This is a genomic window from Pseudomonas vancouverensis, assembly GCF_004348895.1.
In the GTDB taxonomy this organism is placed as follows: Bacteria; Pseudomonadota; Gammaproteobacteria; order Pseudomonadales; family Pseudomonadaceae; genus Aquipseudomonas; species Aquipseudomonas vancouverensis.
The window spans coordinates 69617-83116 of the sequence record NZ_RRZK01000036.1; the positions used below are offsets into that span (position 1 = coordinate 69617).

At 60.0% G+C, this 13500-nt stretch carries 12 protein-coding genes; 6 read left to right on the forward strand and 6 right to left on the reverse strand.

Features of this window, described 5'->3' with window-relative positions:
- Positions 1 to 99: 99 nt before the first annotated feature.
- The gene (locus EIY72_RS27955) at positions 100 to 2463 is read left to right on the forward strand and encodes a hybrid sensor histidine kinase/response regulator (protein WP_093224879.1); all 2364 of its coding nucleotides are present in this window, start codon (positions 100 to 102) and stop codon (positions 2461 to 2463) included.
- On the opposite strand, the gene EIY72_RS27960 is transcribed toward EIY72_RS27955, so the two are convergent.
- The 3 genes from EIY72_RS27960 to msrB form a co-directional block, all read right to left on the reverse strand.
- A complete protein-coding gene (locus EIY72_RS27960) occupies positions 2450 to 2908 on the reverse strand; it encodes a MarR family winged helix-turn-helix transcriptional regulator (protein WP_093224883.1) in 459 nt (152 codons plus the stop codon). The genes EIY72_RS27955 and EIY72_RS27960 overlap by 14 nt on opposite strands.
- A complete protein-coding gene (locus tag EIY72_RS27965; protein ID WP_093224886.1) occupies positions 2905 to 3390 on the reverse strand; it encodes a glutathione peroxidase in 486 nt (161 codons plus the stop codon). The genes EIY72_RS27960 and EIY72_RS27965 overlap by 4 nt, the downstream gene beginning before the upstream one ends.
- 123 nt (positions 3391 to 3513) lie before the next feature.
- Complete coding sequence (gene msrB, locus EIY72_RS27970; protein ID WP_093224889.1) at positions 3514 to 3909, reverse strand: peptide-methionine (R)-S-oxide reductase MsrB; 396 nt, start codon at positions 3907 to 3909, stop codon at positions 3514 to 3516.
- 226 nt (positions 3910 to 4135) lie between these two features.
- Between msrB and EIY72_RS27975 the strand changes: the two genes are divergently transcribed.
- Together EIY72_RS27975 and htpX are read left to right on the forward strand one after the other, a co-directional pair.
- On the forward strand, positions 4136 to 5347 hold the full coding sequence (locus EIY72_RS27975) for a pyridoxal phosphate-dependent aminotransferase (protein WP_007983502.1): 1212 nt from the start codon (positions 4136 to 4138) through the stop codon (positions 5345 to 5347).
- Between the two features lie 315 nt (positions 5348 to 5662).
- Entirely contained in the window at positions 5663 to 6553 is an 891-nt protein-coding gene (gene htpX, locus EIY72_RS27980) for a protease HtpX (protein ID WP_007973520.1), read from the forward strand.
- Between the two features lie 111 nt (positions 6554 to 6664).
- On the opposite strand, the gene EIY72_RS27985 is transcribed toward htpX, so the two are convergent.
- Positions 6665 to 7321: a thiopurine S-methyltransferase gene (locus tag EIY72_RS27985; RefSeq protein ID WP_093224892.1), complete on the reverse strand. Its 657-nt coding sequence runs from the start codon at positions 7319 to 7321 to the stop codon at positions 6665 to 6667.
- A gap of 103 nt (positions 7322 to 7424) precedes the next feature.
- Between EIY72_RS27985 and EIY72_RS27990 the strand changes: the two genes are divergently transcribed.
- Entirely contained in the window at positions 7425 to 8192 is a 768-nt protein-coding gene (locus tag EIY72_RS27990) for a DODA-type extradiol aromatic ring-opening family dioxygenase (RefSeq protein ID WP_093224894.1), read from the forward strand.
- Between the two features lie 103 nt (positions 8193 to 8295).
- Here EIY72_RS27990 and EIY72_RS27995 read toward each other — a convergent pair whose 3' ends face one another.
- Positions 8296 to 9969 carry a DEAD/DEAH box helicase gene (locus tag EIY72_RS27995; protein ID WP_093224897.1) on the reverse strand — a complete coding sequence of 558 codons (1674 nt, stop codon included), beginning with the start codon at positions 9967 to 9969 and terminating at the stop codon, positions 8296 to 8298.
- A 422-nt stretch (positions 9970 to 10391) separates the two neighbouring features.
- Here EIY72_RS27995 and EIY72_RS28005 point away from each other — a divergent pair, with 422 nt between their 5' ends.
- Entirely contained in the window at positions 10392 to 11183 is a 792-nt protein-coding gene (locus EIY72_RS28005) for a crotonase/enoyl-CoA hydratase family protein (RefSeq protein ID WP_093224900.1), read from the forward strand.
- Between the two features lie 31 nt (positions 11184 to 11214).
- Here EIY72_RS28005 and EIY72_RS28010 read toward each other — a convergent pair whose 3' ends face one another.
- Positions 11215 to 11970, reverse strand: coding sequence for a spermidine synthase (locus EIY72_RS28010; RefSeq protein ID WP_093224902.1), 756 nt, complete (start codon positions 11968 to 11970; stop codon positions 11215 to 11217).
- A gap of 163 nt (positions 11971 to 12133) precedes the next feature.
- Between EIY72_RS28010 and EIY72_RS28015 the strand changes: the two genes are divergently transcribed.
- Entirely contained in the window at positions 12134 to 13480 is a 1347-nt protein-coding gene (locus tag EIY72_RS28015) for a class II 3-deoxy-7-phosphoheptulonate synthase (protein WP_007983513.1), read from the forward strand.
- The last annotated feature ends 20 nt before the right edge of the window (positions 13481 to 13500 follow it).

The window sequence follows — 13500 nt, forward strand, 5'->3', positions numbered from 1 at the left end:
AGTAATGATGGCGATACAGCGATGAAACATAGCGTTCGGTGATCGGTCCACCTCGTGGTACAAGGCTCGCGACACATCAGTAGGCAAGCATGTTCGGCTATGCTTGAGCAGCGAAAGGAAACGGAAGTGGCTCACCCCCCCATGGAAATCAAATTCACCAACCGACTGTCCTACAAACAGGCGCGGCTGACCGTGCTGGTCGGTTTCATTCTGGGTACGCTGCTCAGTCTGCTGCAAATAGGCATCGATTATGCCAGTGAAGACGCTTCCATCAATCGTGAAATCCTTTCATTGCTGGAAATCAGCCACAACCCGGCCTCGCGCATCGCCTACAACATCGATGCCGAACTCGCCAAGGAGCTGACTCAGGGACTGTTGCGTTCACCCGCAATCATTGGCGTGAAACTGACCGACAACAACGGCACCGTGCTGGCCAACGTCAAACGGCCGAGCGTGGAAAGCAACTATCGCGTGCTCAGCGACTTCCTGTTCGGTGCCAATCGACAGTTTGAAGACCGCCTGTACCTGGATCACCTGCCCAACGAGTCCCTCGGCACACTGCGTTTGAGTGTCGACACCTATCCGTTCGGCAACCGCTTCCTGCGTCGGGCGGAGGTGACCCTGATCAACGGCTTCGCGCGCAGCCTGTTGCTGACCGGTATTCTGCTCGCACTGTTTTACGTGATGTTGACCAAGCCTCTGGCGCGGGTGATTCGCGAATTGAGCAGCCGCGATCCCGGCAGCACCGAACAGACCGCGCTGGAATGCCCTTCCGGGCATGCCAAGGACGAAATCGGCGTACTGGTAAAAGTGGCCAACCAGCAATTCCAAAACATCGCCACCGAGATCCAGCAACGGCGCAATGCCGAAAACCGCCTGACCGACTATCTCGGGCAACTGGAAAACATCGTGTCGGCGCGTACCACCGAGCTCAAGTCGATCAACGCCCGGCTCAGTCAGTCCAACGAGGAACTGCAAATCGCCCGCAGCACCGCGCTGGACATGGCTGAAGCGCGCTCGGTGTTCCTCGCCAACATGAGCCATGAAATCCGCACACCGCTCAATGGCTTGCTGGGGATGATCGCGCTGTCGCTCGACGGGCCGCTCACCGCCGAGCAACAGCAGCAACTGTCGATCGCCCATGACTCGGGCAAAGTGCTGGTGGAGCTGCTCAACGATATTCTCGATCTGTCGAAGTTCGATGCCGGCCAGCTGGAACTCGAGCACATCCCTTTTGATCTCGGCGCCCTGGTCGAGGACACCGCCAACCTGCTCTCGCAGAACGCTGCACCGAGCGTTGAGCTGACGTGCCTCATTGATCCACACTTTCCGGCGCTGGTACTCGGTGATCCGACCCGCGTGCGGCAGATCGTCAGCAATCTGCTGTCCAACGCCCTCAAGTTCACCCGCTTCGGCCGCGTCGATGTGCGCCTGTCTGCCTTTGACGAGGGTGTCAGAATCGAAGTTTGCGACACCGGCATCGGTATTCCCCAGGATGCCCAGGTCAAGATCTTCCAGCCCTTTACCCAGGCTGGCGCCGGCATCACTCGGCAGTTCGGCGGCACCGGATTGGGCCTGGCCCTGACGTACAACCTCTGCGAAGCCATGCAAGGGCGCCTGACGATCAGCTCCGAGGCCGGATTCGGCAGCCAGTTCTGCGCGGACTTGCCGCTACCCAGCCATACCCGCCCGATGCCGATTACCCCGCTGTCGGGCAAGATCATCGCCATCACCTCGTCCAGCAGCGGACTGGGCGAGTTGTTGAGCAGCCTTTTGCCTGGCTGGGGCCTTGACTACCAGCGACGCTCAATCGACGACCCGATGATCGGTGTAGAAGTCGATGTGTTGATCACCGACTGTCCCGAGTGCCTGTTCAACCTGCGGCCGACAATCAGCGCTCCGATCCTGCTGGTCACCGCTTACGGTAACTTCATGCCTGGCGAAGAGGTCGGCGCCCTGGCCCCGTTGCAGCAACAGGCGCGCCCACTGGCACGCAATGCGCTGTATCAGGCCTTGAAACGAATTCTGCTGCCGGACGCACACACCGGCAACGAAGCCAGCCTTGAAGCCCGTAGTCCGCAACGTCGCGGGCGCGTGCTGCTGGTGGAAGACAATCCGGTCAATCAACTGGTGGCCAAGGGCATGCTCGGCAAGCTCGGTTGCGAGGTGACGACGGCGGCCCATGGTGCCGAGGCACTGGATCAGCTTGAACTGAAAGCCTTCGACCTGGTGCTGATGGACTGCAACATGCCGGTGATGGACGGCTACGAAGCCAGCCGGCAGATTCGCCGCAGCGGACGCTGGCCGCAATTGCCCATCGTCGCCCTGACAGCCAATGCCATGTCCGAAGAACGCGAACGTTGTCGGGCAGCAGGCATGAGTGACTACCTGGCCAAACCGTTCCGGCGCGAAGAACTGGCCGCCCTGCTGGATCTGTGGATACCGGCGACTACAGCGCCTTGATTTGCCCGAGCAAGTGATCAAGGCCGTCGCGCAAGTCGTTCAACCGATCCAGATCAACCCCACTGTCACATAGCAGACGCGCCTTGAGCGGACCGACCTGTTCGCGAAGCGCACTGCCGGCAGGCGACAGGCTCAGGTGTACTTCGCGCTCATCGCGTGCCGATCGCTGACGCTGCACCAATTGCAGTTGCTCCAGGCGCTTGAGCAAGGGCGTCAAGGTGCCCGAATCCAGGGCCAGACGCTCCCCCAAAGCCTTCACGGTCGGCTGCTCCGGCGCGCTTTCCTGCCACTCCCACAGCACCAGCATCGCCAGGTACTGCGGGTACGTCAGGCCCAACTGCTCGAGCATCGGCTTGTAGGCCCGAATCACCGCTCGCGACGCTGCGTACAGCTTGAAGCACAGTTGACTGTCCAGCTTCATCGAATCGACTGACAAGGTGTTCATTTGAGCAAGGCTTCGATCTCGCGGGTCAAGTCCTGCGGCTTGGTCGCCGGCGCGAAGCGCTTGACCAACTGACCGTCCTTGCCGATCAGGAACTTGGTGAAGTTCCACTTGATGCCTTGGGAACCCAACACACCCGGCGCGCGTTTTTTCAATTGCACGAACAACGGATGAGCGCCGGCACCGTTGACTTCGATCTTCTTGAACAGGGGGAAACTGACACCGAAGTTCAGTTCGCAAAACTCACTGATCGCCCCCTCGTTACCCGGCTCCTGCTTGCCGAACTGGTTGCAGGGAAACCCGAGTACCACCAGCCCTTGGTCCTTGTAGGTCTGCCACAGCTCTTCCAGACCCTTGTACTGGGGGGTGAAGCCGCACTTGCTGGCGGTGTTGACCACCAGCACGGCCTTGCCGGCGAAATCGGCCAGGGTCTTTTGTTCGCCGGTGATCGTCGTGCAGGGAATGCTCAGCAGGTTGTCGCTCATGGTGAAAGCTCCACAATCGGTAGGATGAAACAAACATAGCGAGCAATTGAATTGTGTGCAATTTAAATTATTGCACGTCGGACCTTTGCAGGAGCGAGCTTGCTCGCTCCTACCGGGCTCGCATTATTCGCGCGGTACCAGGTCCAGGCACACCGAATTGATGCAGTAGCGCAAGCCGGTCGGCGGCGGGCCATCGGGGAATACATGCCCCAAGTGCGCGTCGCATTTGGAACAGACCACCTCGGTGCGGATCATGCCGTGGCTGACATCGCGAATTTCGGTCATGGCACTGTCGCCGATCGGCGCGTAGAAACTGGGCCAGCCGCAGCCGGAATCAAACTTGGTCTTCGAGTCGAACAACGGCTCATTGCAGCAGATGCAGTGACAGACACCGTCGGTCTTGGTGGCGTTGTATTTGCCGGAAAACGGTCGCTCCGTGCCCTTGAGGCGGCACACGTTGTACTGCTCTGGATCGAGCATCGCCTTCCATTCTTCCAGGGTTTTTTCCAACTTTTCCATCATCACACCTCAGCAGCTGAAAAAGCCCGATCTGTACCTTTTCCACGGATCGGGCGGCACGTATGATTGCGCCTCGTCAAACGCCAGTCTGGCAGCCAGACCACGCGCATTCAAACGGAAATATGGGTGCTGCAATTCAAGGCGTCAGGCCTGTGTGAATACGCAGGATACCCGGCACGGTTGTCCAACCGCCGTCCGGATCGTTCATTTTCGGGAACACATCGCCATGCAGGTCAGCAAATCGAACAAGCTCGCCAACGTCTGCTACGACATTCGCGGCCCGGTGCTCAAGCACGCCAAACGCCTGGAAGAGGAAGGCCATCGCATCCTCAAGCTGAACATCGGCAACCCGGCGCCCTTTGGTTTCGAAGCGCCGGACGAAATCCTCCAGGACGTGATCCGCAACCTGCCGACCGCTCAGGGTTATAGCGACTCCAAGGGTTTGTTCAGTGCGCGCAAGGCCGTGATGCAGTACTACCAGCAAAAGCAGGTGGAAGGCGTCGGCATTGAAGACATCTACCTGGGCAACGGCGTTTCCGAACTGATCGTGATGTCGATGCAGGCCCTGCTCAACAATGGCGACGAAGTCCTGGTGCCGGCGCCTGACTATCCGCTGTGGACCGCCGCCGTCAGCCTGTCGGGCGGCAACCCGGTGCACTACCTGTGCGACGAACAGGCCAACTGGTGGCCGGACCTGGCTGACATCAAGGCCAAGATCACCCCGAACACCAAGGCCCTGGTGATCATCAACCCGAACAACCCGACTGGCGCGGTGTATTCCAAGGAAGTCCTGCTGGGCATGCTGGAACTGGCCCGCCAGCACAATCTGGTGGTGTTCTCCGACGAAATCTACGACAAAATCCTCTACGACGACGCCGTGCATATCTGCACCGCTTCCCTGGCGCCGGATCTGCTGTGCCTGACCTTCAACGGCCTGTCCAAATCCTATCGCGTGGCGGGTTTCCGCTCCGGCTGGATTGCCATTTCCGGGCCGAAGCACCATGCGCAAAGCTACATCGAAGGCATCGACATGCTGGCGAACATGCGCCTGTGTGCCAACGTGCCGAGCCAGCACGCGATCCAGACCGCCCTGGGAGGCTACCAGAGCATCAATGATCTGGTGCTGCCGCCAGGCCGCCTGCTGGAGCAACGCAACCGTACCTGGGAACTGCTCAACGACATTCCGGGCGTGAGCTGCGTCAAGCCAATGGGCGCGCTGTACGCCTTTCCGCGGATCGACCCCAAGGTCTGCCCGATCCACAACGATGAGAAATTCGTTCTCGACCTGCTGCTGTCCGAAAAGCTGCTGGTGGTGCAAGGCACCGCGTTCAACTGGCCATGGCCGGACCACTTCCGCGTCGTGACCCTGCCGCGCGTCGACGACCTCGACATGGCCATCGGTCGTATCGGCAACTTCCTCAAGTCTTATCGCCAGTAAGTCTTCGACCCTCGTGCGACGCTGGAACAGGTCGCACGATGATTGATTCAGCAACACATCTTTTTTCTCACCGAGGCACGTCGCTGCAATGCACGACGGATTTCGCTGTGCGCCGCCCCATTCAATGGTTACGGGGCTCGCAACGGGAACTGACTGACAAACACTTCCCACCTACCCGTAGGAAATGCCCTGCAAGCAGCTAAGCTGTTGCCGTAGGACACAGTTTGAAATAGTCACCCAGTTGAATACCCCGGTGCAGCACCTTATATACCCCGCAGTACGCTACATCTTTAGCTTGAGGAGATTTCTACAACCATGATGCGCATTCTGCTGTTTTTGGCCACTAACCTGGCGGTCGTGCTGATTGCCAGCATCACCCTGAGCCTTTTCGGCTTCAACGGGTTCATGGCGGCCAACGGGGTTGATCTGAACCTCAATCAGCTGCTGATTTTCTGTGCGGTCTTTGGTTTCGCCGGTTCCCTGTTCTCGCTGTTCATCTCCAAGTGGATGGCGAAAATGAGCACCAGCACCCAGATCATCACCCAGCCACGTACCCGTCACGAACAATGGTTGCTGCAAACCGTCGAGCAACTGTCCCGCGAAGCCGGAATCAAGATGCCGGAAGTCGGTATCTTCCCAGCCTATGAGGCCAACGCCTTCGCCACGGGCTGGAACAAGAACGACGCGCTGGTCGCAGTCAGCCAGGGCCTGCTCGAGCGGTTCTCGCCGGATGAAGTGAAGGCGGTACTGGCCCACGAGATCGGCCACGTCGCCAACGGCGATATGGTCACCCTGGCATTGATTCAGGGCGTGGTGAACACCTTCGTGATGTTCTTCGCGCGGATCATCGGCAATTTTGTCGACAAGGTGATCTTCAAGAACGAAGAAGGCCAGGGTATCGCCTACTACGTGGCGACCATCTTCGCCGAACTGGTTCTGGGCATCCTCGCCAGCGCCATCGTCATGTGGTTCTCGCGCAAGCGCGAATTCCGCGCCGACGAAGCCGGTGCAAACCTGGCCGGTACTGCCGCGATGATCGGCGCCCTGCAACGCCTGCGTGCGGAGCAAGGGCTGCCCGTGCACATGCCTGACACCCTGAACGCCTTCGGTATCAACGGTGGTATCAAGCAGGGCTTCGCCCGCATGTTCATGAGTCACCCACCGCTGGAAGAGCGTATCGACGCACTGGCTCGCCGCCGGGGTTGAGATATTTAAATGTAAACAAGAAGGCCCGCAGTGATGCGGGCCTTTTTCTTGCCTCTCTGAACACGGCTGAGCTTTGCAAGCCCACAAAGAGGCCGGAACAAACGACACTGACTAGCGGCTGGAAACCCGATACACCCGCTCTTCAAGGCGCACAACCCCCGCCTCGATAAACTTGCCGCTTTCGCTCAATACGTCCTGATCTTCGAGGATCTTCAGTGTCCAAGCGGTGCCGAACAATCGTTGCACTTCTTCATCCAGCACGGCGAATGGCGGTCCCGGCATTTGTGCCTGATCGTAATCCAGGGTAATCAGCAGCCCGAGGGAATCCCTGGGCAATATGCGCTTCAGATGATCGGCATAACGCTCGCGCATTGCCGGCGGCAAGGCGATCAGCGCCGCACGATCATAAAGTGCGGAACAGTCGGCCACATCACCGGCGCTCAATGCGAAGAAATCACCGCACCACAACTCGATAGACCCGGCCCGATAGACCTTGAATGGCCCCTGCTCGCTGATGGCGGGATCGAAACCATGCTCGGCGAAGAAATCCTCCACGGCTTTCTCCGACAATTCGACCCCCAGCACTTCGTGCCCCTGATGGGCCAGCCACAACACATCCAGGCTCTTGCCGCATAAGGGCACCAGCACACGTGCACCGTCTTCCAGAGCCAACTGTGGCCAGAATCGTCGCAGGTGAGGGTTCACCTGCGGCAGATGAAAGCCGATCTGGTTCGAAGCCCACTTCTTGTGCCAAAACTCCGGCTGCATAATTAACCCCGAAAATTCGATCAAAACACCCTAAAACTTATATTAGATTTAGATCAATGATCTGACTGAAGATGGTGCCATCTTAACGCTCAGGAGCTTTTACATGTTCCCCAGTCTGTACATTTCTCATGGCTCCCCCATGCTCGCACTGGAGCCCGGTGCCAGCGGCCCCGCGCTCGCCCGGATTGCCGCCGAACTGCCAAGGCCCAACGCGATCGTGATCGTTTCCGCCCACTGGGAAAGCAATGAACTTCTGGTCAGTGGCCATCCGCAACCGGACACCTGGCACGACTTCGGTGGTTTCCCCAAGGCGCTGTTCGAAGTCCAGTACCCGGCACCGGGCAACCCGCAGCTGGCGCAAGAAGTTGTCGACCTGCTGAAAACCGACGGCCTGCCCGCTCGCATCGACAGCAATCGCCCATTCGACCATGGCGTCTGGGTGCCACTGTCGCTGATGTACCCACAGGCCGACATACCCGTGGTGCAAGTCTCGCTGCCAACCCGGGGTGGCCCGGCTTTGCAGACGCGTATCGGTCATGCGCTGGCCAGCCTGCGCGAGCATGGCATCCTGCTGATCGGCTCCGGCAGCATCACCCACAACCTGCGCGAGCTGGACTGGCATGCTGGCCCGGAGAGCGTCGAACCTTGGGCGAAGGTGTTCCGCGACTGGATGATCGAGAAACTCGCGGCCGACGACGAGAACGCGCTGCACGACTACCGCCAGCAGGCGCCGAACGCCGTGCGCAATCACCCCAGCGATGAGCATTTGCTGCCGTTGTACTTTGCCCGCAGCGCCGGGGGCGATTTCAGCATTGCTCACCAGGGCTTCACCATGGGAGCGCTGGGCATGGACATTTATCGCTTCGGCTGAGGGGAAACCGCGACATAACCCAACGCCGACCACAAATCAGCAGGCAAAAAAAATCCCCGAACCAGTCGGGGATTTTTTATCGATCAATCAGCCCGAAAGCGGATCAATCTTCGCGGTAGCGACGCAGCTTCAACTGCTTGCCGGCAACGCGAGTGTCCTTCAGCTTGGTCAGCAACTTCTCCAGACCATCTTCCGGCAGCTCGACGAGGCTGAAGCTGTCACGCACCTGGATGCGACCGATCGCTTCACGAGCCAGACCACCTTCGTTGAGGATGGCGCCCAGCAGGTTCTTGGCAGCGATACCGTCACGCGCACCCAGCGCGGTACGGCAACGAGCACGGCCTTCGCCCAAAGGCATCGGCGCACGACGCTCGCGGTCGCCACGGTCCGGACGATCACCGGAACGCTCAGGACGATCGCCACGCGGTGCATTGTTCGGCACCAGTGGACGCTCTTTCTCGATAGCGGCCAGGTTCAGCGCTTGACCGTTGGTGGCCTTGCGCAGCAGGGCTGCGGCCAGGGCACGCGGGCTGCAACCGATGTCAGCGGTCAGGCGATCCAGCAGATCACCGTGAGTCGCTTCGGAATCAGCCACCAGCGGCGACAGGCTGTTGGTCAGTTTCTTGATGCGCGCATCGAGAACGGCTTGAGCGTCCGGCAGGCGAACCTCGGCAACCTTCTGACCGGTGACACGCTCGATCACTTGCAGCATGCGGCGCTCACGTGGAGTCACCAGCAGCAGTGCGCGACCTTCGCGACCGGCACGGCCGGTACGGCCGATACGGTGAACGTAGGATTCCGGATCGTACGGCATGTCAACGTTGAACACGTGAGTGATGCGCGGAACGTCCAGGCCACGAGCAGCAACGTCGGTCGCCACAACGATGTCCAGACGGCCATCCTTGAGGGAGTCGATCACGCGCTCACGCTGGTTCTGGGCGATGTCGCCGTTCAGCGCAGCGGCCTTGTAGCCTTTGGCTTCCAGGGCACTGGCCAGGTCCAGGGTCGCTTGCTTGGTGCGCACGAACATGATCAGGGCGTCGAAATCTTCCACTTCCAGCAAGCTGAGAACGGCAGAGGTCTTCTGGTCAGCGTGAACCAACAGGTGAGCCTGTTCGATCGCGGTAACGGTCTGGGTCTTGCTCTGGATCTTGACGTGCTTCGGATCGCGCAGGTGGCGCTCGGCGATGGCACGGATCGATTGTGGCAAGGTAGCCGAGAACAATACGGTCTGACGGGTTTCCGGCATGGCCTTGAAGATGACTTCCAGGTCGTCCATGAAGCCCAGCTTGAGCATTTCGTCGGCTTCGTCGAGAACCAGGTGGTTCACGGTCGCCAGTACTTTTTCGTCGCGACGCAGGTGGTCGCACAGACGGCCCGGAGTGGCGACAACGATCTGTGCGCCATTACGGATTGCTTTCAGTTGTGGGCCCATCGGCGCGCCGCCGTAGACAGCCACAACAGTCACGCCCGGCATTTGCTTGGCGTAGGTTTCGAAAGCGGTTGCAACTTGTAGCGCCAACTCACGAGTTGGGGCCAGGATCAGAGCTTGCGGCTCGCGCTTGGACGGATCAATGCGGTGCAGAATTGGCAAGGCAAAGGCAGCGGTCTTACCGGTACCGGTTTGCGCCTGACCAATCATATCGTGACCGGCGAGAATGATCGGGATCGACTGCTGCTGAATGGCCGAAGGCTCTTCATAGCCGGTAGCGACTACTGCAGCGACAATATTGGGATGAAGTTCAAGAGCGGCGAAGCCGCCGATTTCCTGGGTCATGGGTCTGCCTCTAAGTGCATCCGCAAAGACCCATGCTCCAAAGCTGCACATGCCGTGTTGAGACTCAAGAGTCGCCCTGGCAGCTTTGTCGGCGGGGATTTGCGAAAACGAATGAATGAAAAGAATCGTCAAGGAAGAGTCCGCGATGCGGACATGCAGCCGAAGCTGGCTTCGGGGAATTGCGCTACCTAAACGCGGCCCGGTTAAAGGCCGGCGCGCACTATACCGGAATTCGCCCAAAAAGGGAGCTTTTTTTATCGGAAATCCGCCACATACGCCGTTCTGTCACAGGCTTTGCAGAGAATCGATCGACCGACTATTTTTCAAAAGCCCGGCCTTGCGGGTGATGGCGCTAAAACGGTTCACCTTTTACCGTGCAGACCGTCGGTCTGACATGCCTTTCCCGCCCCGAGGACCGCTCCATGAATCAGCCCAGCTCCAGTCGAGTCAGCCGTGAACGGCGCGACCATGTCTTCCTGATCGGCCTGGACCGGGTCGCCAAGCGCAACGCCTTCGACCTCGACCTGCTCAACGAGTTGAGCCTGGCCTACGGCGCCTTCGAAGCCGACAGCGAGGCCCGTGTCGCCGTGGTGCTCGGCCATGGGGAGCACTTCACCGCCGGGCTCGACCTGGTCAATGCCAGCGAGGCCCTGGCCAAGGGCTGGCAGGCGCCCCCCGGCGGCTGCGATCCGTGGGGCGTGTTTGCCGGTCCGCGGGTCAGCAAACCGGTGATTGTCGCTGCGCAAGGCTACTGCCTGACCATCGGCATCGAACTGATGCTCGCCGCCGATATCAATCTGTGCGCCAGCAACACCCGTTTTGCCCAGATGGAAGTGCAACGCGGAATCTTCCCGTTCGGCGGCGCCACCCTGCGCCTGCATCAGTTGGCCGGTTGGGGCAACGCCATGCGCTGGCTGCTGACCGGGGATGAGTTCGATGCCCATGAAGCTCTGCGTCTCGGGCTGGTGCAGGAAATCATGGCCAGCGAAGACTTGTTGCCGCGGGCGATTGATTTGGCACAACGCATTGCCCGCCAGGCACCGCTTGGGGTTCAAGCGACACTGGAGTCGGCGCGCCAGGCGCGATATGACGGGGAAACCGCGGCGGCGCAAGGGTTACCGCCGCTGGTGGAGAAGTTGATGGCCAGTGAGGATGCCAAGGAAGGTGTGCGTTCGCTGGTTGAGCGGCGACCCGGGGTTTTCAAAGGGGTTTGATTTTGTGTCAGCCTGGCGGGCCTCATCGCATTCAGGTCGCCGGGCGAATGCACTTGATCAACGACTCCAGCGAATACCCCAATCGCGGCGCGAGGGCTTCAGCGCGGGCGATCAAGCCATCCATGTCCAGCACCTGATCGAGATCCGCAGGCACGATCAGAATCACATTGCCCTCCTTCACTGGCAGTTCCCAGTAGTGCCGGTGGTACAAACCACGCAACAACGCAGCGCCGAGCGGCTTGCCATCATCCGTCGCCCACTGGTTGATCACCAGCCAGCCACCCGGATTCAAGCGCTTCTGGCAGTCGCCGAGAAAACTCCAGGCCAGATGGCCGACACCCGGGCCCACATCGGTATAGAGGTCGACAAAAATCAGGTCCGCAGGCTCTGCCGTCGGTAACAATTGGAGGGCATCACCGACACGGATGTACAGGCGCGGATCATCGTCCAGGCCCAGGTATTCGATGGCCAGGCGCGGAACGTCGGGACGCAGTTCGATGGCCTCGACATCCTCCAGCGGCAGGAACTTCAAGCAAGCCTGGGTCAGCGTACCGGCACCCAATCCCAGAAACAGAGCACTTTCCGGTTGCTCGTGACACAACGCACCGATCAACATCGCCCGGGTGTAGTCGTACTCGAGCCAGCTCGGATCGGCGGTAAACACGCAGCTTTGCTCGATGGCATCACCGAACTCGAGAAAACGGTAATCGGCCACTTCCAGCACGCGTATCACGCCGAACTCGTCCTGTACCTCGGCGAGCAGATGCTCGACGCGCTCCTCAGTCATTTCATCTCCTGATCGTCAATCTGCCTTCGATCTGAAAAGCAGCAACGCAATAGCACCGCCAGTTGTGCGCGGCAAAGGCGAGATTGTCGGCCAAGCAACGGGAGCAGGTCACGTACTAATTGCTGATAACATGGGCATCCGAGCGAAAACACTAGAGACTGCGATGAGCCAACCCTGGAGCCCTGACAGCTGGCGTGCCCTGCCGATCCAGCAACAACCCCAATACCCCGACGCAGCGCATTTGCAGCAGGTCGAGCAAACCCTGGCCAGTTATCCGCCACTGGTGTTTGCCGGTGAAGCCCGGGAGTTGCGCCGTCAGTTTGCCGAAGTGACCCAGGGTCGCGCTTTCTTGCTGCAAGGCGGCGACTGCGCCGAAAGTTTCGCCGAGTTTTCCGCGGCTAAAATCCGCGACACCTTCAAAGTCCTGCTGCAAATGGCCATCGTCATGACCTTCGCCGCCGGTTGCCCGGTGGTCAAGGTCGGGCGCATGGCCGGGCAGTTTGCCAAGCCACGCTCGGCCAATGACGAAACCATCGACGGCGTGACCCTGCCGGCCTATCGCGGCGACATCGTCAACGGCATCGGTTTCGACGAAAAAAGCCGCGTACCGGACCCGGAACGCCTGCTGCAGTCCTATCACCAGTCCACCGCCACCCTCAACCTGTTGCGCGCCTTCGCCCAGGGTGGTTTTGCCGACCTGCACCAGGTGCACAAGTGGAATCTGGACTTCATCGCCAACTCGGCGCTGGCGGAAAAGTACAGCCACCTGGCCGACCGCATCGATGAAACCCTGGCCTTCATGCGTGCCTGTGGCATGGACAGTTCGCCGCAACTGCGCGAAACCAGCTTTTTCACTGCCCACGAAGCGCTGTTGCTGAACTACGAAGAAGCGTTCGTGCGTCGCGACAGCCTGACCAACGATTACTACGACTGCTCGGCACACATGCTGTGGATCGGCGACCGCACCCGCCAGCTCGACGGCGCCCACGTCGAATTCCTGCGCGGGGTGAACAACCCGATCGGGGTCAAGGTTGGCCCGAGCATGAACCCGGACGATCTGATTCGCCTGATCGACGTGCTCAACCCGGACAACGATCCCGGCCGCTTGAACCTGATCGCGCGGATGGGCGCGAACAAGGTCGGCGACCACTTGCCGCAACTGATCCGCGCGGTGCAGCGTGAAGGCAAGCAGGTGCTGTGGAGTTCCGACCCGATGCACGGCAACACCATCAAGGCCAGCAGCGGCTACAAGACCCGCGACTTCGCGCAGATCCTCGGGGAGGTGAAGCAGTTCTTCCAGGTTCACCAGGCCGAAGGCAGCTATGCCGGCGGGATCCACATCGAGATGACCGGGCAGAATGTCACCGAATGCATCGGTGGCGCCCGACCGATCACCGAGGATGGTTTGTCGGATCGCTACCACACCCATTGCGACCCGCGGATGAATGCCGACCAGTCGCTGGAGCTGGCGTTCTTGATTGCCGAGACCTTGAAGCAGGTTCGCCGCTAAATCGCGTCGCGCCCATCGCG

What these genes read in the sequence shown, in the direction of transcription:
- EIY72_RS27955 (WP_093224879.1), top strand. Translation starts at nt 100, where the DNA reads ATGCTTGAGCAGCGAAAGGAAACGGAAGTGGCTCACCCCCCCATGGAA.
- EIY72_RS27960 (WP_093224883.1), bottom strand. Translation starts at nt 2,908, where the DNA reads ATGAACACCTTGTCAGTCGATTCGATGAAGCTGGACAGTCAACTGTGC.
- EIY72_RS27965 (WP_093224886.1), bottom strand. Translation starts at nt 3,390, where the DNA reads ATGAGCGACAACCTGCTGAGCATTCCCTGCACGACGATCACCGGCGAA.
- msrB (WP_093224889.1), bottom strand. Translation starts at nt 3,909, where the DNA reads ATGGAAAAGTTGGAAAAAACCCTGGAAGAATGGAAGGCGATGCTCGAT.
- EIY72_RS27975 (WP_007983502.1), top strand. Translation starts at nt 4,136, where the DNA reads ATGCAGGTCAGCAAATCGAACAAGCTCGCCAACGTCTGCTACGACATT.
- htpX (WP_007973520.1), top strand. Translation starts at nt 5,663, where the DNA reads ATGATGCGCATTCTGCTGTTTTTGGCCACTAACCTGGCGGTCGTGCTG.
- EIY72_RS27985 (WP_093224892.1), bottom strand. Translation starts at nt 7,321, where the DNA reads ATGCAGCCGGAGTTTTGGCACAAGAAGTGGGCTTCGAACCAGATCGGC.
- EIY72_RS27990 (WP_093224894.1), top strand. Translation starts at nt 7,425, where the DNA reads ATGTTCCCCAGTCTGTACATTTCTCATGGCTCCCCCATGCTCGCACTG.
- EIY72_RS27995 (WP_093224897.1), bottom strand. Translation starts at nt 9,969, where the DNA reads ATGACCCAGGAAATCGGCGGCTTCGCCGCTCTTGAACTTCATCCCAAT.
- EIY72_RS28005 (WP_093224900.1), top strand. Translation starts at nt 10,392, where the DNA reads ATGAATCAGCCCAGCTCCAGTCGAGTCAGCCGTGAACGGCGCGACCAT.
- EIY72_RS28010 (WP_093224902.1), bottom strand. Translation starts at nt 11,970, where the DNA reads ATGACTGAGGAGCGCGTCGAGCATCTGCTCGCCGAGGTACAGGACGAG.
- EIY72_RS28015 (WP_007983513.1), top strand. Translation starts at nt 12,134, where the DNA reads ATGAGCCAACCCTGGAGCCCTGACAGCTGGCGTGCCCTGCCGATCCAG.